Below are 18210 nucleotides of genomic sequence, written 5' to 3'. Positions count from 1 at the left end.
CTGCCGACCGGGGGCGCCTTGCCCCTTCATCCTGGAAAAAATACCTCGGGGGTCCGGGGGCAGCGCCCCCGGCGGATCGGCCCGGCGCAGCCGGGGCGATCCATCTATCCCGCCGCCCAGCGGGCTTTGCGCTTCTCGATGAAGGCGCGGATGCCCTCGTCGGTGTCTTCGTCCATCATGTTCTCGACCATCACCGCACCGGCGCTGTCGTAGGCGGCGGCGAGCGGCTTTTGCACCTGGTCGTAGAACCCCGCCTTGCCGAGCCGGATCGCGGCGGGCAGCTTTTCCGCGACGACCTGCGCGAGCGCCATGGTGGCCCCGGTCAGTTCTTCGGGCGGCACCACCCGGTTGACCAGCCCGACCTCGCGGGCGCGCGCCGCGTCGATGAAGTCGCCCGTGGCGGCCATCTCGAACACCACCTTGCGCGGCAGGGCGCGGGCCAGCGCCACCGCCGGGGTGGAGCAGAACAGCCCGAGGTTGACGCCGTTCACCCCGAAACGGGTGCCCTCGGCGGCGACCGCCATGTCGCAGCTCGCCACCAGCTGGCAGCCGGCGGCGGCGGCGATCGCGTGCACCTCGGCGATCACCGGCTGGGGCAGGGCGGGGATCTTCTGCATCACCGCGCCGCAGCGGTCGAACAGCGCATCGAAATAGGCGCGCCCGCCGTCCGGGGCATCGCGGTGGGATTGCATTTCCTTCAGGTCGTGCCCGGCCGAGAACGCCTTGCCGTTGGCCGCGAGCACCACCACGCGGATCGTCTCGTCGTCCGCGAGCCGGTCGAATTCCGCCGCGAGCGCATCCAGCATCTCGTCCGAGAGCGCGTTCAGCGCGCGCGGGTTGTTGAGCGTGAGCCGGGCGATGGCCCCGTGATCCTCGCGCAGCAGAATGGTGTCTTCCATCTTGTTCTCCCTGTCTTTGCCCGGCACGATAGCGCCCCGGACCGATAGGGGAAAGCCATGTCTCTGAAGATGAACCTCGACGATCTGCGCGCCTTCCTTGCGCGCGATTTCGGGCAGGTGGCGGAGGATTTCGAGATCCTCGACGTCGCCCCGATGCACCTCGTGCTGCGCGCCCATGTGCACGACAGGCACCTGCGCCCCGGCGGCACGGTCTCGGGCCCGACGATGTTCGCGCTTGCCGATGTCGGGGTCTATCTCGCGATCCTCGCCATGGTCGGGCCGAAGGCGCTGGCGGTGACGACCAATTGCTCGATCGACTTCATGCGCAAGCCGGTGGCCGAGGCCAACCTGCGCGGCGACGTGCGGCTCCTCAAGCTCGGGCGGGTGCTCGCGGTGGGCGACGTGCTGATCTATTCCGAGGGCGAGGAGCAGCCGGTGGCGCGCGCCTCGCTCACCTATTCGATCCCGCCCGAACGCTAGCGGCGGTCATCGCCGCGCGCGCGGCGATGACCCGCGGGCGCGCGCCCGCGGCCCCGGCGCGGCCAAATCGCCGCGTTGACCGGCGCGGGGCGAGGCGCTAGGCCTTTGCGCTTGAGGAGAAACACGCGAAAGGACTTGCCATGAGCGAGGCGCCCCCCAACCGGCTGGAACATTTCCCGATCACTTTCTTCGCCATCGTGATGGGGCTGATGGGCCTCACGCTGGCGCTGCATGCGGCGACCCCGCTCTACCCGATGGCGGGCCCGGCCGCGCAGGTGGTGCTCTGGATCGGCATCGTCGTTGCCGCGACCATCGCCGCGCTCTACATCGCCAAGGCGCTGCGCTATCCCGGCATGGTGGCCTGGGAATGGCATCACCCGGTGCGGCTGGCCTTCTTTCCCACCGTGACGATCTCGCTCCTGCTGCTCGCCACCGCGCTGGCGCCGCAGTTTCCCGCCGTTGCGCGGCCGCTCTGGCTCGTCGGCGTGGTCGGGCAGGGGGTGCTCACCATCGCGGTGATCTCGGGCTGGATCAGCCATCGCTCCTTCGAGGTCGGCCATCTCACCCCGGCCTGGTTCATTCCCGCTGTGGGCAACGTCATCGTGCCGGTGGCGGGGGCCGAGATGGGCTATATCGAGGTCTCCTGGCTGTTCTTCTCCGGCGGCATGATGTTCTGGGGCGTGCTGCTCACACTGGTGATGAACCGGCTGGTGTTTCACGACCCGATCCCGGGGCGGCTGTTTCCCACCATGGTGATCCTGATCGCGCCGCCCTCGGTGGCCTTCGTGGCTTACGTGAAGATGACCGGCGGGGTGATCGACGGCTTCGGCCGCGGGCTGATCTACGCCGCCTATATCTTCGCCGCGCTGGTGGTGATGCAGCTGCCCAAGCTGGCGAAACTGCCCTTCGCGCTGAGCTGGTGGGCGCTGTCCTTCCCGCTCGCGGCGCTGGCCATCGCCTCGTTCCTGTTCGCCCGGATCGAAGCGACGCTGGTGCACGAGGTGATCGGCGTGGTGGTGCTCGTGCTGCTCATCGTTGTGGTGGCGGGGCTGGTGCTGCGCACGATCAAGGCGATCGCCAGGCACGAGATCTGCCACCCGGAATGATGCGCGACGCGGCCGCGCGGCCGCGTCTGCCCCCGCCGCGCGGCGGGGGCTGCCCTCAGGGCATCAGCCGGCGCACGTAACCGGGCAGGGCGAAGGCGCCCAGATGCACCTCGGGGGTGTAATAGCCCGTATCCAGCCCGGCCGCCTCGAACCGCGCGCGCAACACCTCGGGCGCGGTCTGCCGCGCCGTGCCGGCGCTGCCCCAGCCCATCGCCATCGGTCCGCCGGCATAGCTGGGGATGGTGGCGAGGTAGCAGGTCCAGTCCGGAAACAGCGCCTTGAAGGCGCGCATCGTGTTGGTCAGTTCCGCGCCCTGCAGGAAGGGCACGCCGTTTTGCGTGACGAGAATGCCGCCCTCGGCCAGCGCGGCGCGGGCGTGGCCATAGAACGTGTCGGTGAACAGGACCTCGCCGGGGCCCACCGGATCGGTGCTGTCGACGATGATCACGTCGTAGCCGCCGGCGGTTTCGCGCATGAACGCCGCGCCGTCGGCGATCACCAGGTCGAGCCGCGGATCGTCGAAGGCGCCCTGGCTCAGCATCGGCAGGTAGGCCTGCGAGAAGGCGACCACGCCCGCGTCGATCTCGACCATGGTGACGTGCTCGACGCTGGCGTGCTTGAGCACTTCGCGCGCCATGCCGCCGTCGCCACCGCCGACGATCAGCACCCGCCGCGCCGCGCCATGGGCCAGGATCGGCACATGCGCCATCATCTCGTGGTAGATGAAGTTGTCCGCCTCGGTGGTCTGCACCACGTCGTCGAGGGTCAGCACCCGGCCGAAGGTGTCGTTCTCGAACACGCGCAGGCGCTGGTGCTCGGTCTCGCTGTCGTAGATCAGCCGGCCGATCCGCAGCGACTGGGCATAATCGGCGTGCAGGGTTTCGTTTGACCAGCCCTTCATTGCACCGCCTCCACCAGCCCGTCGCCGCGCAGAAGCTCCTTGGCGCGCACGTCGTCGGTGGCGAAGGCGCGCTTGAGCACCTCGACCGAGAGCCAGGGCCGGGCGTCGCCGCACATGAACACGTCGAAGGCGCCGTAGCCGATCTCGGGCCAGGTGTGCACGCTGATGTGGCTTTCGGCCAGCACCGCCACGCCCGACACGCCCTGCGGGCTGAACTTGTGGGTGTGGATGTGCAGCAGCGTCGCGCCGCAGACCTCGACGATCTCGCGGAACGCGGCCTGGATGCGGGCCTCGTCGTCCAGCCCGGTGCCGTCGACCACCTCGAGAATGAGATGGGTGCCGGCATAGACCTTGCCGTCGCGGCGGATGAAGTGATCGTCCCGGTCCTCGTCGAAAAGGCCGGGCGCATTGGTGTTGGCGGGCACGAGCCCACCGAAATCGGTGTCTTCCGTTTGGGCGCCTGTTTCCAGACCGATCCCCAGTTGGAAGAGGCTGGCGTCTTTCATGGCGCTCCCCTTCGTTCCAGCAGATTTAGGAGGGTTGCCCCCCCGCGGATCCAGTCGGTCCCTTAGCGCCCCCCCGATGCCTCGAAGTTGGGATCGGTCCCGAAAGTGCGCGGCGTATAGGGCAGGGGGCGGTGACGATGCAAGCGGTTTCTGCACCGCGGGGCGCAACACCGGCGGCGCGGCGCCGATTGCGGCATCGGCGGCTGCGAAAAATGGGGTAAAATAATACCTAATTATCAAGCCATTGGTTTTGCATGTTTTATTCGAGTGCAATGCCCTTGACGACGCGCCGCAAATGGCTAGAACCGGCCCATCCGAAACCCATCAAGGGCCGAAAACCATGAAAACCTTTTCTGCGACCCCCGCAGACATCGAGAAGAAATGGATCATCATCGACGCCGAGGGCGTCGTGCTGGGCCGTCTCGCCTCGATCGTGGCCATGCGTCTGCGTGGCAAGCACAAGCCGAGCTTCACACCGCACATGGATTGCGGTGACAACGTCATCGTCATCAATGCCGACAAGGTGCAGCTCACCGGCAAGAAGCGCACCGACAAGGTGCACTACTGGCACACCGGCTACCCGGGCGGCATCAAGTCGCGCACCGCGGGCCAGATCCTCGAAGGCGCGCATCCCGAGCGCGTTGTCGAGATGGCGATCAAGCGCATGTTGCCGGGCAATCGCCTGAGCCGCAAGCAGATGTCGAACCTGCGTGTCTACGCCGGGACGGAGCACGGCCACGAGGCGCAAAGCCCGGAAGTGCTCGACGTCAAGTCGATGAACAAGAAAAACACGCGTGAGGGCTGACCATGGCTGAAGAGATCAAATCGCTCGACGAGTTGAATACCGTGGTCGAAGGCACCGATGCCCCGGCAGCGGAACAAACCCTCGCCCCCCGCGCCCCCGAGCGTGACGCGCTCGGCCGCGCCTACGCCACCGGCAAGCGCAAGGACGCGGTCGCCCGCGTCTGGATCAAGCCCGGCTCGGGCAAGGTCACGGTGAACGGTAAGGAAATGGACAAGTATTTCGCCCGTCCGGTGCTGCAGATGATCCTGCGCCAGCCGTTCCAGGTTGCCGGCGTCGAAAACGAGTTCGACGTGATGGCGACGGTGAAGGGCGGCGGGCTCTCGGGCCAGGCCGGTGCGGTCAAGCACGGCATCTCGAAGGCGCTCCAGCTCTACGAACCGTCGATGCGCGCGGCCCTGAAGGCGGCCGGCTTCCTCACCCGCGACAGCCGCGTGGTGGAACGCAAGAAGTTCGGCAAGGCCAAGGCCCGCAAGAGCTTCCAGTTCTCCAAGCGCTGATCGCCGCTGGTATCAAACACGAAAAGGGCCACCACGGATACAGCCGTGCGTGGCCCTTTTCATGTTGCGACGCCCCGTCGCTTCGCCTATATCCCCGGCTCAGGCACCCGTAGCTCAGCTGGATAGAGCGCTGCCCTCCGAAGGCAGAGGCCATAGGTTCGAATCCTATCGGGTGCGCCACATTCCACATCGTCAGAACGCAGCGCTGGCCCGATCGGGGCGGGGGCGCGTCTCGTTGTCGGGGTGATGGCGCGCGCCGCTCCGGGGCCGGGCGCAGGCGGTGCCGTGCGGCAACGTCGCGCCGCTTCCTGACCGGGATGGATTGGGATTCGCGCCAAGATCGGCTATCATTCGATACCAGAGCAGAAAAACCGCGAGGGTCAGCCAAGGCCCCGCACCAAAAACACATACAGGAGCTTGATCCCATGACCGGAAAGATCACCAGACTGGCCGTTGCCGGCCTCATCACTTGTGTCGGTGCCGCCGCAGCGGCGCAGGATTTCGCGGGCGGTTACGGCGGTGTGACCGCGCGCAACAATTTCGCGGCCGGCGGCGCCACCGACGTCGCCATCGGGGCCTTCGCCGGCTACAATGCCGACGTGGGCAACGGCGTGGTGCTCGGGGTCGAGGGCGAGGTCGATTACGACTGGAACTCGGTCTGGGGCGGCAGCGATCTCACCGCAACGGCCAACCTGCGCGCCGGGGTCGATGCCGGCGCGGCGCTGGTCTACGGCAAGGTCGGCGCAGGCTATTCGACCACCGGCAGCGGTGTCTGGGGTGCCGGCGCCGGTGTCGACGTGCCGGTGCTGGACGAGATGTTCCTGCGCGCCGAGGTCGAGCGGCTCGATCCGCTGGCGGGCGGTCTCGCCACGCGTTACAACACCAAGCTCGGGCTTGGCTACCGGTTCTGAGCGCGGCAGCCGCGCGCAAGGGGGGAGAGCGGAATGATCACACCGGTGCTGCTCTCGGGCGGGTCGGGCACGCGGCTCTGGCCCTTGTCGCGCAAGTCCTACCCCAAGCAATTCGTGCCGCTGCTCGGTGGCGAAACCCTGTTCCAGGCCGCTGCGCGGCGGCTCCACGGGCCGGGCTTCGGCCCGAGCCTGGTGGTGACGGGGTCGGATTTCCGGTTCATCGTGACCGAGCAACTGGCCGGGGCGGGGATTGATCCCGGCACCATCCTGCTCGAACCCGCCGGGCGCAACACCGCCCCGGCGGTGCTGGCCGCCGCGCTCCAGCTTGCCGAGCAGGATCCCGACGGGCTGATGCTCGTCGCGCCCTCCGATCATGTCATGCCCGACGAGGCCGGGTTTCTCGCCGCCGTGGCCGAGGGGGCCGAGGCGGCGCGGGCTGGCAAGCTGGTGACCTTCGGCATCGCCCCGGACCGGGCCGAGACGGGATATGGCTATCTCGAACTCGCCGCGCCGCATGACCCCGCCGCGCCGCGCGCGACCGACCTCGTGCGCTTCGTCGAAAAGCCCGATGCCGGCCGCGCCGCCGAGATGATGGCCTCGGGGCGGCACCTTTGGAATGCCGGGCTGTTCCTGTTCTCGGTCCGCGCAATCCGCGAGGCGTTCGAGGCCCACGCCCCGGCGCTCTGCGCGCCGGTGTCGCGCGCGGTGGCGCAGGCCCGGCCCGATCTCGGGTTCCTGCGCCTCGATCCCGAGGCCTGGGCCGAGGTCGAGGCGATTTCGCTCGATTACGCGGTGATGGAGCGGGCCGACAATCTCGCCGTGGTGCCCTTCGCCGGCGGCTGGTCGGACCTGGGCGACTGGCAGGCGGTCTGGCGCGAGAGCGCACCCGACGCGCAGGGGGTGGCCACCTCGGGCCGGGCAACGGCGATCGACTGCAGCAACACCCTGCTGCGCTCCGAGGATGACGGGCTCGAGATCGTCGGCCTCGGGCTCGAGAACCTGCTCGCCGTGGCGATGCCCGACGCCGTGCTGGTGGCCCACAAGGACCGGGCGCAGGATGTCAAATCGGCCGTGGCCGCGCTCACCGCGCGCGGCGCGCGGCAGGCCGAGGCCTTTCCGCGCGAACACCGGCCCTGGGGCTGGTTCGAAAGCCTGGTGCGTGGCGAGCGGTTCCAGGTCAAGCGGATCGTGGTGCATCCCGGCGCGGCCCTGAGCCTGCAATCGCACCATCATCGCGCCGAGCACTGGATCGTCGTCGAGGGCACCGCGCGGGTGACGCTAGACGAGGAGGTGCAGCTGGTGAGCGAGAACCAGTCGGTCTACATCCCGCTCGGCGCGCGCCACCGGCTGGAAAACCCCGGCAAGCTGCCGATCGCCCTGATCGAAGTGCAGACCGGTGGCTATCTCGGTGAAGACGATATCGTGCGCTTCGACGACGCCTACGCCCGCGACTGAGCCGCGCGGTCAGCCGCGCCGCCGCCGCCTGCGCCCGCCGCCCGCCTCGCCGCCGGTGAAGCTCGGCTCGGGCAGCGGCACCGCCGCGCGCAGAAGCGGGAACGGGTCGGCGGCGTTGGGCATCGCCGTGGCGGCGACGAAATGCTCCTGGAACCGCGGCTCGACGGCGGTTTCGATCTTCTCGATCGCGCGCACCACCGCCTCGATCTCGGCCCGCGCGCCGCGGTTGAGAAGCGCGATGCGCGCGCCGGTGCCGGCGGCGTTGCCGGCCGAGGTCACCTTGTCGAGCGGCACGTCGGGGATCATGCCCAGAACCATCGCGTGGCGCGGCGAGATATGGGCGCCGAAGGCGCCGGCCAGCACCACGCGGTCGACCTTGTCCACGCAGCGTTTGTCCATGAGCAGCCGCGCGCCGGCGTAGAGCGCGGCCTTGGCCATCTGGATCGCGCGGATATCGTTGTTGGTCACGGTGATGCGGGGATGGTTCTCGTCGCCCTCCCAGAGCACGTAAGCCTGGGTGCGCCCGTCGGCGACGCAGCGCGGCGTGCCGGTTTCCTCCGCCGTGCCGATCAGCCCCTTGGCGTCGACGATGCCGGCCATGCGCATCTCGGCCATCACCTCGATGATGCCGGAGCCGCAGATCCCGGTGAGCCCGGTTTCGGCGATCACCTCGGCGAAGCCCGGCTCGTCCGACCACAGATCGCTGCCGATCACCCGGAAGCGCGGCTCTTTGGTGACGGGGTCGATCTCGACCCGCTCGATCGCGCCGGGCGCGGCCCGCTGGCCGGCGCTGATCTGCGCGCCCTCGAAGGCGGGGCCGGTGGGCGAGGAGCAGGCCTGAACGCCCGTCCGGTCGCCCAGCAGGATCTCGGCATTGGTGCCCACGTCCACCACCAGCACCAGGTCGTCCGACTTGTGCGGCTGCTCCGAGAGCGCCACCGCGGCGGCATCGGCGCCGACGTGCCCGGCGATCAGCGGCAGCACGTAGGCGCGCGCGCCGGGGGCGAGATCGAGCCCGAGATCGACGGCGCGCAGGGATTGCGCCGCTCCGGTGGCGAGCGCGAAGGGGGCCTGGCCCAGTTCGTAGGGGTCGAGCCCGAGGAAGAGGTGGTGCATCACCGGGTTCATCACGAAGGCGCTGTCGAGCAGCGTGTCCTTGTCGATCCCGGCCTCCTCCACCAGCGCGTCGATCAGCGCGTTCAGCCCCTCGCGCACGGCGGTGGTCAGTTCCGCGGCCCCGCCGGGGTTCATCATCGCGTGGCTGACCCGGCTCATCACGTCTTCGCCAAAGCGGATCTGCGGGTTCATGATCCCCGAAGAGGCCAGCACCTCGCCGGTGGCGAGATCGGTCAGGTGGCCGGCGATGGTGGTGGAGCCGATATCGACGGCGATCCCGTGCGCCTTGTCGTGAAACCCCGGCCAGAGCGCGATCACCTGCGGCGGGCCGTGGCGGTGCACCGCGGCGGTGACGCCCCACTTGCCCGCGCGCAGCGTTTTTTGCAGGCTGGCGAGCAGGTGCAGGTCGAAGCCGAGCGTTTCCAGCCCCATCTCCGATTTCAGCGCCGCCAGCAGCCTTTCGAGATCGCCCTCCGGGGCGTGCATGTCGGGCTCGGGCACTTCGACGTAATGCAGCCGGATGGCGGGATCGAGCACGATGTCGCGCGCCTCGGCGCGTTTGCGCACCACCTGCTTGTGCACCTGGCTCTCGGGCGGCACGTCGATCACCACGTCGGCCATGACCTGGGCCTGGCAGCCGAGACGGCGGCCCGGTTTCAGCCCGCGCACGCGGTCATAGCGTTCCTCGACGGCGTTGAACGCGGTGAGCGCGTCCTCGCGCACGGTGATGCCGTGCTTGGCATGGGCGCCGTAGGAGGGCGTGACCTGGCATTTCGAGCAGATCCCGCGCCCGCCGCAGACCGAATCGAGATCGACCCCGAGTTGCCGCGCGGCGGTCAGCACCGGCGTGCCCGCGGCCACGCGGCCGCGTTTGCCCGAAGGGGTGAAGATCACGAGGGGGTCGGTCTCGGCCATGCGCATTTCTCCTTGCCCGCCTTTGTAGCGGCCGGGCGCGTGGAGGCAAGCGCCCGGCGGCGACAATGCATGGCGCGGTCTCGACATCGCCCGCGCCCTGACGGCTTCGTGATCGCCCGGGCGGGGCGGTGCCTGCAGACGGGGCTTGGTGGCGTGGCAGGTGGCCGGGGCCGGGACTGGACGCGCGGCGGCAGGGCGGGCAGGACCACGCTGGCCCGGCGGCGGTGGCGGAGCGGGCCGGGACCGGAAACGCGGTGAAGGCAGGTCAGGCTGGCCGCGACGTGGGCCGGGTGGGGCGTGGGCCGTGCGATGGGGGCAAGGCCGCGCGGCTCGCGTGCCGTGCGGTGGTCGCGTCGTGGGCCTGGCGCGACAGGTCGAGCGGGCGGGGGCACGCGAGGCGGGCCGGGCGTGGCCCTGCGCTGCACAGGAAGGCGCTTTGGGCCGGCCCGCGCCACATCACCGGGTCGCGCGGCCCGCTCAGCCGGGCGCCCGGTCCTGGCCCCAGGGATAGGGGCGCAGGAAGGCGGCAAATCCGTTCGCCATCTCGATCACCACCCCCGCGGGCGACACCTCCACGAGTTCGCCCAAGGCGATGCGTTCGCCGAGCGCCCCGGTGACGATATCGCCGTCCGACATGCGGATGATCGCGCGCATCGCGCCCTGCGGCCCGGCGACGCCCAGCAGCGCCACCTCGTCGAGCGGGATCACCCCGCGCCGCGTGGCGTTCTCGGCAACGAAGGCATTGGGGGCGCCGCCATGGGCGCGTGTTCGGGTCATCCTGCCCTCCGGATCCTTCTGGATACCGGCGAGCCTAACCTGCGCGGGTTAAGCCGGGCTTAAGCGTCGAGCAGGGCGGCGAGGTCGGCCCCGGCCGCGGCGTGGATCTCGGCGAGGTGCTCGGGCGAGATGCCGTTGCGCTGCGCCTCGTGCAGCGGCTGGCCCGGCTGCGGCTGCAGGCGGGGCGGCTGGCCCATGGGTCCGGGCACGAGGTTGCAGGCCACCGGCTCGGCGCTGTCGAACCCCGGCAGCACGTTGGCGGCCCAGGCAAAGCAGCCCGCGAAGGTCTCGCCCCCGGCGCGGGCGGAGAGCCAGCCCTGCCAGCTTTCCTCGCTCACGCTGGCCCATGTCTCATAGCCGAAGACGGTGCGCGCGCCGGTGATCGGCAGCAGCAGCACCGCGCGCAGGAAACGGTGGCCCTGCATCGTGCAATAGGCCGAAGACAGGCGGTCTTCGCCCACCTCCAGCGCCTTCTCGCCCTTGGGCAAGGGGCCGTGCGGCCAGCCGTCGGGCGCATCGAAGGGCAGGCTGATGAGCCCGCCGCGCGCCGCGAGCTTCTGCCAGCGGGGGTCGTCCTGAAGGGGTGTGTCTGTCATTCCGCTGCTTTCACCGTGAAGCCCTTTGCGATCATGTCGGAGGGGGCCACGGGGTATTCGCCCGAGAAACAGGCATCGCAATACTGCGGCGCCTTCGGATCGCGGCCGTTGGCCTCGCCGACGGCGCGGTAGAGCCCGTCGAGCGAGATGAATTTCAGGCTGTCGACGTTGAGATGAGCGCACATCTCGTCCTCGGTCATGTTGGCGGCGAGCAGCTTGGAGCGTTCCGGCGTGTCGACGCCATAGAAACAGGGCCAGGCGGTGGGCGGGCTCGCGATGCGGAAATGCACCTCCTTGGCGCCGGCGTCGAGGATCATCTCGCGGATCTTCTGGCTGGTGGTGCCGCGCACCACGCTGTCGTCGACGAGGATCACCCGCTTGCCGGCGATCAGCGCGCGGTTGACGTTGAGCTTGAGGCGCACGCCCATGTTGCGGATCTGCTCGGTGGGCTCGATGAAGGTGCGGCCCATGTACTGGTTGCGGGTGATGCCGAGGCCGAAGGGAATGCCGCTCTCGGCGGCATAGCCGATCGCGGCGGGCGTGCCGGAATCGGGCACCGGGCAGACCAGGTCGGCCTCTACCGGCGCCTCGCGGGCCAGTTCCACCCCGATCTGGCGGCGGGTCTCGTAGACCGAGCGGCCACCGAGGATCGAATCGGGGCGCGAGAAATAGACGTGTTCGAAGATGCACGAGCGCGACGCCTTGGGGCGGAAGGGGCGGCGGCTCTCGAGGCTGCCATCGGCCGAGATTACCACCATTTCGCCCGGCTCGATCTCGCGCACGAAGCGCGCGCCGATGATGTCCAGCGCGCAGGTTTCCGACGACAGCACCCAGCCGTCGCCGAATTGGCCGAGCACCAGCGGGCGCACCCCGAGCGCATCGCGCACCCCCATCAGCTTGGTGCGGGTCATCGCGACGATGGAAAACGCCCCCTCGACGCGGCGCAGCGCGTCTTCCATCCGGTCGGGGATCGACTTCGCCATCGAGCGCGCCATCAGGTGGATGATGCACTCGGTGTCGGAGCTCGACTGAAAGATCGAGCCGCGCTCGATCAGGTCGTGGCGCAGTTCCTCGGCGTTGGTGATGTTGCCGTTATGCGCGATCGCAGCACCACCCATCGAGAACTCGCCGAAGAAGGGCTGCACGTCGCGGATCGCCGCGCCCTTCTTGCCGGCGGTGGAATAGCGCACGTGACCGATCGCGACGGTGCCGGGCAGCGTTTCCATCAGGCTGGCCTTGGTGAAATTGTCGCGCACGTAGCCGAACCGGCGGGCCGAGTTGAAACCGGTGTCGGGATCGTAGCTGACGATGCCGCCGGCCTCCTGGCCGCGGTGCTGCAGCGCGTGCAGGCCGAGGGCGACGAAATTGGCGGCTTCCGGCAGTCCGGTGACGCCGTAGACGCCGCATTCCTCCCTCAGCTTGTCGTCGTCGAAGGGGTGGGCGGGCGGCATGGCGGCGCAGGAAGACATGGCGGCTCCGAATCCTGTAGGCGCGGGATGCCCCCTCATAAGGCGTCGTCGGAGCAGTGTCACGGCCCCCCGGGCCGGATGTGACCGATTTATGACTATCGAGCCGCCGCGGGGGCCGTCCGCCGCGCGATGATGAACACCGCCGCGCGTGGCCCCGGCTGCCAGCGTTCCTCGATCTCGAACCCCCGCGCGGTGATCGCTTCGGCAAGCTCGTCGGCGGTGAAGCTGCTGATCCGGGGCACCAGGCCAAGCTTCGCCAGCCCCGGCAGAACGAGGCGCAAGGCCAGCGGCATCGCGGCCATGCAGGCGGTGGAGGAGACGAAGATCCCGCCCGGCCGGGTCAGTGCCCTGGCCTTGTCGAGCGCGCCTTGCCAGTCGGGGATCAGGTGCAGGAGCGAGAGCATCAGCACCGCGTCGTAGGCGCGCGACGTGTCGATGTCGTCAAGCCCGGCGCAGTCGAACTGTACGTTGCGAACGCCCTCGCGCGCGGCCCGGTCCTGACCGAAGGCGAGCATCTTTTTCGAGAAGTCGACGGCGCGCACCTGTTTGACGTGCGGCGCGTGGGCAATCGCGGTGCTGCCGGTGCCGCAGCCGATCTCGAGCATCTCCCAACCGGGCTGCAGCCGCTCCTGCGTCTGGGCCAGCTTGCGGGCATAGACGATCTCGTCCGCCACCGGCTGACGCGCGTATTTTGCTGAAATGCGATCCCAGAACCGGGTCGGGTCGGACATGACGGCCTCCGCCCGCAGCCTGCGCGGGCGATTGCGTCAGGTCAAGCTCAGTTGGCCGGGCCGGCCACGGTGCAGCTGGAGACCAGCGTTTCGTAGCGTTCCACGATCCAGCCCGGCGCATCGGCGGGGATCTGCTCGTCGATCCGCGAGGAGGTGCGGGCGAAAACCTTGGCGGTGCGCGAGTCGTCGACCATGGGCAGGCTCTCGGTGATGATCACCCGGTCGTAGATCACCAGCGCGATCGCCACCAGCAGGAGCCCGCGCAGCACCCCGAAGGCGAAGCCGAGCGCCTGGTCGACGCCGCCGAGCGCGGAGCGCTGGATCGCCGAGGAGAACAGCGGCGTGAAGATCGAGACCACCACCAGCGCCAGCGCCAGCACGCCGGCGAAGGCGGCGATCACCGAAAGCTCGCAACTGTCGGCGATGAAGTCACGCAGCACCGGGATCTCGCGGATCAGTGGCACCGCCCGGGGCGCGAAGATGTAGGCCACGACCGCCGCGATCACCCAGCCCGCGATCGCCATGCCCTCGCGCACGAACCCGCGCGAATAGGCGAGAATGGCAGATACCAGTATGACCAGCGCGACGATCCCGTCGACAATCGTGAAACCGTCCATGCTTTCGCTTCCCAATTCCTCAGGCGCTCACCCCGCGCCGAAAACCTCGCCCACGAAACTCACCAGGTCGTCCATCGTGCGGACCTGCATTCCCGAGCCTTCACCGAATTTCGACCCTGCCGGAGCAATGGCAGTTGTGAAACCAAGTTTTTGCGCTTCTTTCAACCTGTTTTCCGCCTGCGCCACCGGGCGAAGCGCCCCCGACAGCGAGATTTCACCGAAAACCACCGTTTCCGGCGGCACGCCCACGTCCTCGCGCGCCGACAGCAGCGCCGCGGCCACGGCGAGGTCGGCGGCCGGTTCGGAGATCTTCATCCCGCCCGCGACGTTGAGGTATACGTCGAGCCCGGCGAAGGGGATGCCGACGCGCGCCTCCAGCACCGCGAGGATCATCGCCAGCCGCCCGGAATCCCAGCCCAGCACCGAGCGGCGCGGCTGGGCCAGCGACGAGGGCGCGACCAGCGCCTGCAGCTCCACCAGCACCGGCCGGGTGCCCTCGATCCCGGCGAAGACCACCGAGCCCGGCGCCGGTTTCTCGCGTTCCGACAGGAACAGCGCCGAGGGGTTGGCCACCTCCGCCAACCCGCCGCCGGTCATCTCGAAGACGCCGATCTCGTCGGCCGGGCCGAAGCGGTTCTTCACCGCGCGCAGGATGCGGAACTGGTGGCCGCGCTCGCCCTCGAAGTAGAGCACGGTGTCGACCATGTGCTCGACGACGCGCGGGCCCGCGATCTGGCCGTCCTTGGTGACATGGCCAACCAGCACCACCGAAACGCCGTGGCGCTTGGCGAAGCTGGTCAGCTCATGAGAGGCGGCGCGCACCTGCGCCACCGAGCCGGGGGCGCTCTCGACGTTGTCGGCCCACATCGTCTGGATCGAATCGATCACCGCGAGGTCGGGCTTTTCGGCCTCCAGCGTGGTCAGGATGTCGCGCAGGTTGGTTTCGGCGGCGAGCCGCACGGGGGCGTCGGTAAGGCCGAGGCGCGCCGCCCGCATCCGCACCTGCGCGCTCGCCTCCTCGCCGGAAACATATATGCATTTCAACCCATTGCGGGCGAAACTTGCGGCGGCCTGCAACAGCAGGGTGGATTTGCCTATCCCCGGGTCGCCGCCGACGAGGATCGCGCTCGCGGGCACCAGCCCGCCGCCCAGCACCCGGTCGAACTCTTCTACGCCCGAGCGCGCGCGCGGCGGCGGCGCTTCCTCCGTGGCGAGGTCGGTCAGCATCACCGGCGTGCCGCGCCGCCCGCCCAGCGTTTTCGATGCAGGGCCGGCCGAAAGCGGCTTTTCCTCGACGATGCTGTTCCACGCGCCGCAAGCCTCGCAGCGGCCCGACCACTTGCTGTGCGCGGCGCCGCAGGCCTGGCAGGTGAAGGAGGGTTTCTTCGCCATCAGCCTGTGCCTTGCGCGCTCATGTCCGCCGCCGTTTCGTCGTGGCCCAGGCCAGAACGATCGAGGCCAGCACGCAGGCGGTGAACAAATAAAGCCCCCAGCCGGTTTCCACCCGGGCGAAGCCCGCGCCTTTCAGCACCACGATGTAGAGCGCGATCAGGAACACGTCGGCCATCGCCAGCCGGCCGAGAAACTCCAGCGCCGGCAGAACCCGCCGCCGCATCATCCCGAACTGGATCAGCGCAAGCCCGATCACCTTGAGCATCGGCGCGAAGATCGCGAAGAAGCTCACCAGGAGCGCCAGCGCCACGTCGGTCTGCCACAGCGCCTGCAGGCCCGAGACCACGCTGATCTCCTCCAGCCCGAAGAACGGCAGGTCGATCCCGGCGCGCAGCAGCGGCGCGAACCAGGCGACGGGAAAGAGCACGACGAGCGCGAGGTTGAGGGAACGCAGCCAGATCATGGCTCCCGGTTACCGCATCGCGGCCCCGCGGGCGAGGGGAATTCCCGGGCGAAGGCGTCACTCGCGCCCCCGCGCGTAGCGACGCACATAGCGCGGCCCGAGCTGGGTCAGCACCTCGTAGCCGATCGTGCCCGCGGCCTCCGCGATGTCATCGACACCCTGGTGGCGGCCGAGCATGGTGAGAAACTTCGGCTCTTCGCCGAGATGGCTCACCTCGACGCCGATCAGGTCCATCGAGACGCGGCCGAGGATCGGGCAGGGGGTGTCTTCGTGGAACAGCACGCCGTGGTTCGACAGGTGCCGCGACAACCCGTCGGCATAACCGCCCGACACCGTCGCCACCCGCGTCGGCCGTTCGGCCACGAAGGTATTGCCGTAGCCGATGCTCTCCCCGGCCGCGATCTCGCGCAGCTGGATCACCGGCAGGTCCAGTTCCACCACCGGCCGGGCGTCCTCGTAGGGCAGCCCGCCATACAGCCCGACGCCGGGCCGGGTCAGGTCGAAGTGGTAATCGGGGCCGAGCAGGATGCCGCCGGTCGCGGCGAAGGAGCGCGGCACGTCGCACCCTTCGGTCATCTCGATGAACTGCGCCAGCTGGCGCGGGTTCATCTCGTGGTCCGGGTCGTCGGCACAGGCGAGGTGGCTCATCAACAGCCGCGGGCCGAGGCCCAGCACCATCTCGCGCACCGCCGCCCATTCGCCCGGCTCCATGCCGAGCCGGTTCATCCCCGAATCGAGCTGAACCCCGAACGGATGCCCCGGCAGCGCCTCGAAATGCCGGGTCATCTGCTCGATCGAGTTGAGCATCGGCACCAGCCCGAGATCGTGGATCATGTCGGTATCGCCGGGCATGTGGCCGGAAAACACGCCGATCTCCGGCCCCGGCCCCAGCGCCTCGCGCACCGCCCAGCCCTCCTCGGCCACCGCCACGAAGAAGCGCCGCGCCCCGGCCGCGGCCAGCGCGCGCGCCACCTTGCCCACGCCCAGCCCGTAGCCATCGGCCTTCACCACGGCGGCGGTCTGCACGCCGGCGGCGCTCATCGCGTCCAGCGCGCGCCAGTTGGCGGCGATCGCGTCGAGATCAATCGTCAAACGTCCGGTACTCATGGCGCCCGGTTTCCGGCAGGCGGGCACGCAGGTCAAGACCGAAACAATCCCCGGCCCCTTCATCCTGGCCGAAATACCTCGGGGGGTGAGCCCGGAACGGGCGAGGGGGGCAGCGCCCCCCCGGCGCGGGCGGTCAGCCCGCGACCTCGGTCTCGATCCGGCTGGCGCGGTGCAGGGTCAGGTGCACCGGGCAGCGGTCGGCGATCTCGATCAGCCGGGCACGCTGGCCGTCGTCGAGATCGCCCTCCAGCGTGATCCGCCGGGTGAAAACGTCAACCTTCAGCGGCCGGCCGCGATCGTCCTTCGCGCCGTCCGCGGCGGGTTCCTTGCGGTGGGTCACGTCGACGCTGATCCCGGTCACCGGCCATTTCTTCACCCGCGCATACATCCGCATCGTCATCGAGGTGCAGGTGCCGAGCGCGGCCTTGAGCAGGGCATAGGGGTTGGGGCCCTTGTTGCCGCCGCCCACCTCTTCCGGCTCGTCGCCGATGAAGCCGTGCCATGGCCCGTTCGCGATCTCCTGGGTGAACCCCTCCGGGTCAATCTCGCGCACCCGCACGGTGCCCTCCGGGGCAGGGTCGGCGGGGGCGGGCATCGCGCGCGTGGCTGGCGCGGCGCGGTCGATCCCGAGGTAGCGCCCGGCCCAGGCCGCGATCACGGTGGCGGCGTATTCGGCATCCTCGCTGCGGCTGATCATGTGGTCGGCGTCGCCGAGCGTGACAAAGCTCTTGGGATGGCGCGCTGCCTTGAAGATCTCGGCGGCGTTGTCGATTCCCACCACCATGTCGCGCGGGGCGTGCATCACCAGGAGCGCCGCGCCCAGGCCGTGGATCGCCGCGGTCAGGTCATGCTCCTGGATGTCGTCGAGGAAAGCCTTGGAAATGTTGAATTTCCGCCCCCCGAGATCGACCTCGGCAACGCCGTTCCGCTCGATCTCTTCGAGCCGGCGGGCGAAGTTGTGGGTGACGTGGTTGGGGGCGGCCGGGCTGCCGAGGGTGACCACGGCCTTGATCCCGTCCAGCGCCGCCGCCGCCTTCAGCACCGCCGTGCCGCCGAGCGAATGGCCGATCATCAGGCTCGGCGCCATGCCCCGCGCCGCCAGCGCCTCGGCCGCCGCGTGCAGATCACCGATGTTGGAGGCGAAGGTGGTGTCGGCGAATTCCCCCTCGCTCTGGCCGAGCCCGGTGAAATCGAAGCGCAACACCGCGAGCCCCGCCTCGGTCAGCCGCGCCGCGATGCGCCGGGCGGGCAGGATGTTCTTGCTGCAGGTGAAGCAATGGGCAAACAGCGCGGTGGCGCGCACCGGCCCCTCGGGCAGATCGAGCCGCCCGGCGAGCTCGCCGCCGTCGTGGCCCGTGAAGGTGAAGCTCTCGGTTTTCATCTCTGCCGGCCTTTCGTTTCGGCGCAAGGTGCTGGCATTTTCTCGCCGATGCAAGCCCGCCCCGGTCGGCTCTCGCAAACGTGGTG

General features: G+C 69.3%; 19 protein-coding genes and 1 tRNA gene. 7 read left to right on the top strand and 13 right to left on the bottom strand.

Annotated features, from left to right (window positions below; genetic code table 11):
- Nucleotides 1-104: 104 nt before the first annotated feature.
- A complete protein-coding gene (locus IEW01_RS08485) occupies nt 105-899 on the bottom strand; it encodes an enoyl-CoA hydratase (RefSeq protein WP_188527175.1) in 795 nt (264 codons plus the stop codon).
- Nucleotides 900-956: 57 nt separating this feature from the next.
- On the opposite strand from IEW01_RS08485, the gene IEW01_RS08480 reads away from it, so the two are divergent.
- Nucleotides 957-1379 (top strand): PaaI family thioesterase, encoded by a 423-nt coding sequence (locus IEW01_RS08480; RefSeq protein ID WP_188527174.1) that lies wholly within the window; start codon nt 957-959, stop codon nt 1377-1379.
- A gap of 140 nt (nt 1380-1519) precedes the next feature.
- Nucleotides 1520-2485 carry an SLAC1 anion channel family protein gene (locus IEW01_RS08475; protein ID WP_188527173.1) on the top strand — a complete coding sequence of 322 codons (966 nt, stop codon included), beginning with the start codon at nt 1520-1522 and terminating at the stop codon, nt 2483-2485.
- Nucleotides 2486-2540: 55 nt separating this feature from the next.
- Here IEW01_RS08475 and speE read toward each other — a convergent pair whose 3' ends face one another.
- Complete coding sequence (speE, locus tag IEW01_RS08470) at nt 2541-3386, bottom strand: polyamine aminopropyltransferase (protein ID WP_188527172.1); 846 nt, start codon at nt 3384-3386, stop codon at nt 2541-2543.
- Nucleotides 3383-3892, bottom strand: coding sequence for an adenosylmethionine decarboxylase (speD, locus tag IEW01_RS08465; protein ID WP_188527171.1), 510 nt, complete (start codon nt 3890-3892; stop codon nt 3383-3385). The genes speE and speD overlap by 4 nt, the downstream gene beginning before the upstream one ends.
- A 340-nt stretch (nt 3893-4232) precedes the next feature.
- Here speD and rplM point away from each other — a divergent pair, with 340 nt between their 5' ends.
- From rplM to IEW01_RS08440, 5 genes are all read left to right on the top strand, one after another.
- Nucleotides 4233-4697 (top strand): 50S ribosomal protein L13, encoded by a 465-nt coding sequence (rplM, locus tag IEW01_RS08460; protein ID WP_188527170.1) that lies wholly within the window; start codon nt 4233-4235, stop codon nt 4695-4697.
- A 2-nt stretch (nt 4698-4699) separates the two neighbouring features.
- Nucleotides 4700-5194 (top strand): 30S ribosomal protein S9, encoded by a 495-nt coding sequence (gene rpsI, locus IEW01_RS08455; protein WP_188527169.1) that lies wholly within the window; start codon nt 4700-4702, stop codon nt 5192-5194.
- 103 nt (nt 5195-5297) lie between these two features.
- Nucleotides 5298-5374 (top strand) — tRNA-Arg (locus IEW01_RS08450).
- A gap of 245 nt (nt 5375-5619) precedes the next feature.
- Nucleotides 5620-6105: an outer membrane protein gene (locus IEW01_RS08445; protein ID WP_188527168.1), complete on the top strand. Its 486-nt coding sequence runs from the start codon at nt 5620-5622 to the stop codon at nt 6103-6105.
- Between the two features lie 33 nt (nt 6106-6138).
- Nucleotides 6139-7560: a mannose-1-phosphate guanylyltransferase/mannose-6-phosphate isomerase gene (locus IEW01_RS08440; RefSeq protein ID WP_188527167.1), complete on the top strand. Its 1422-nt coding sequence runs from the start codon at nt 6139-6141 to the stop codon at nt 7558-7560.
- A gap of 9 nt (nt 7561-7569) precedes the next feature.
- On the opposite strand, the gene IEW01_RS08435 is transcribed toward IEW01_RS08440, so the two are convergent.
- The 10 genes from IEW01_RS08435 to IEW01_RS08390 form a co-directional block, all read right to left on the bottom strand.
- On the bottom strand, nt 7570-9591 hold the full coding sequence (locus IEW01_RS08435) for an ASKHA domain-containing protein (protein ID WP_188527166.1): 2022 nt from the start codon (nt 9589-9591) through the stop codon (nt 7570-7572).
- A gap of 477 nt (nt 9592-10068) precedes the next feature.
- A complete protein-coding gene (locus tag IEW01_RS08430) occupies nt 10069-10368 on the bottom strand; it encodes a hypothetical protein (protein ID WP_188527165.1) in 300 nt (99 codons plus the stop codon).
- Nucleotides 10369-10427: 59 nt separating this feature from the next.
- A complete protein-coding gene (locus tag IEW01_RS08425) occupies nt 10428-10964 on the bottom strand; it encodes a DUF2199 domain-containing protein (protein ID WP_188527164.1) in 537 nt (178 codons plus the stop codon).
- Entirely contained in the window at nt 10961-12415 is a 1455-nt protein-coding gene (gene purF / locus IEW01_RS08420; RefSeq protein WP_188527410.1) for an amidophosphoribosyltransferase, read from the bottom strand. The genes IEW01_RS08425 and purF overlap by 4 nt, the downstream gene beginning before the upstream one ends.
- 113 nt (nt 12416-12528) lie before the next feature.
- Entirely contained in the window at nt 12529-13164 is a 636-nt protein-coding gene (locus tag IEW01_RS08415) for a class I SAM-dependent methyltransferase (RefSeq protein ID WP_188527163.1), read from the bottom strand.
- A 47-nt stretch (nt 13165-13211) separates the two neighbouring features.
- On the bottom strand, nt 13212-13781 hold the full coding sequence (locus IEW01_RS08410; RefSeq protein ID WP_188527162.1) for a CvpA family protein: 570 nt from the start codon (nt 13779-13781) through the stop codon (nt 13212-13214).
- Between the two features lie 27 nt (nt 13782-13808).
- The gene (gene radA / locus IEW01_RS08405; protein WP_188527161.1) at nt 13809-15173 is read right to left on the bottom strand and encodes a DNA repair protein RadA; all 1365 of its coding nucleotides are present in this window, start codon (nt 15171-15173) and stop codon (nt 13809-13811) included.
- A gap of 19 nt (nt 15174-15192) precedes the next feature.
- On the bottom strand, nt 15193-15636 hold the full coding sequence (locus IEW01_RS08400; protein ID WP_188527160.1) for a paraquat-inducible protein A: 444 nt from the start codon (nt 15634-15636) through the stop codon (nt 15193-15195).
- Nucleotides 15637-15693: 57 nt separating this feature from the next.
- Complete coding sequence (alr, locus tag IEW01_RS08395; RefSeq protein ID WP_188527159.1) at nt 15694-16743, bottom strand: alanine racemase; 1050 nt, start codon at nt 16741-16743, stop codon at nt 15694-15696.
- A gap of 133 nt (nt 16744-16876) precedes the next feature.
- Complete coding sequence (locus IEW01_RS08390; protein ID WP_188527158.1) at nt 16877-18124, bottom strand: bifunctional alpha/beta hydrolase/OsmC family protein; 1248 nt, start codon at nt 18122-18124, stop codon at nt 16877-16879.
- Nucleotides 18125-18210: the final 86 nt, after the last annotated feature.

The organism is Sinisalibacter lacisalsi (assembly GCF_014640115.1).
GTDB lineage: Bacteria > Pseudomonadota > Alphaproteobacteria > Rhodobacterales > Rhodobacteraceae > Sinisalibacter > Sinisalibacter lacisalsi.
This window is presented reverse-complemented; position numbering and strand designations above follow the sequence as displayed.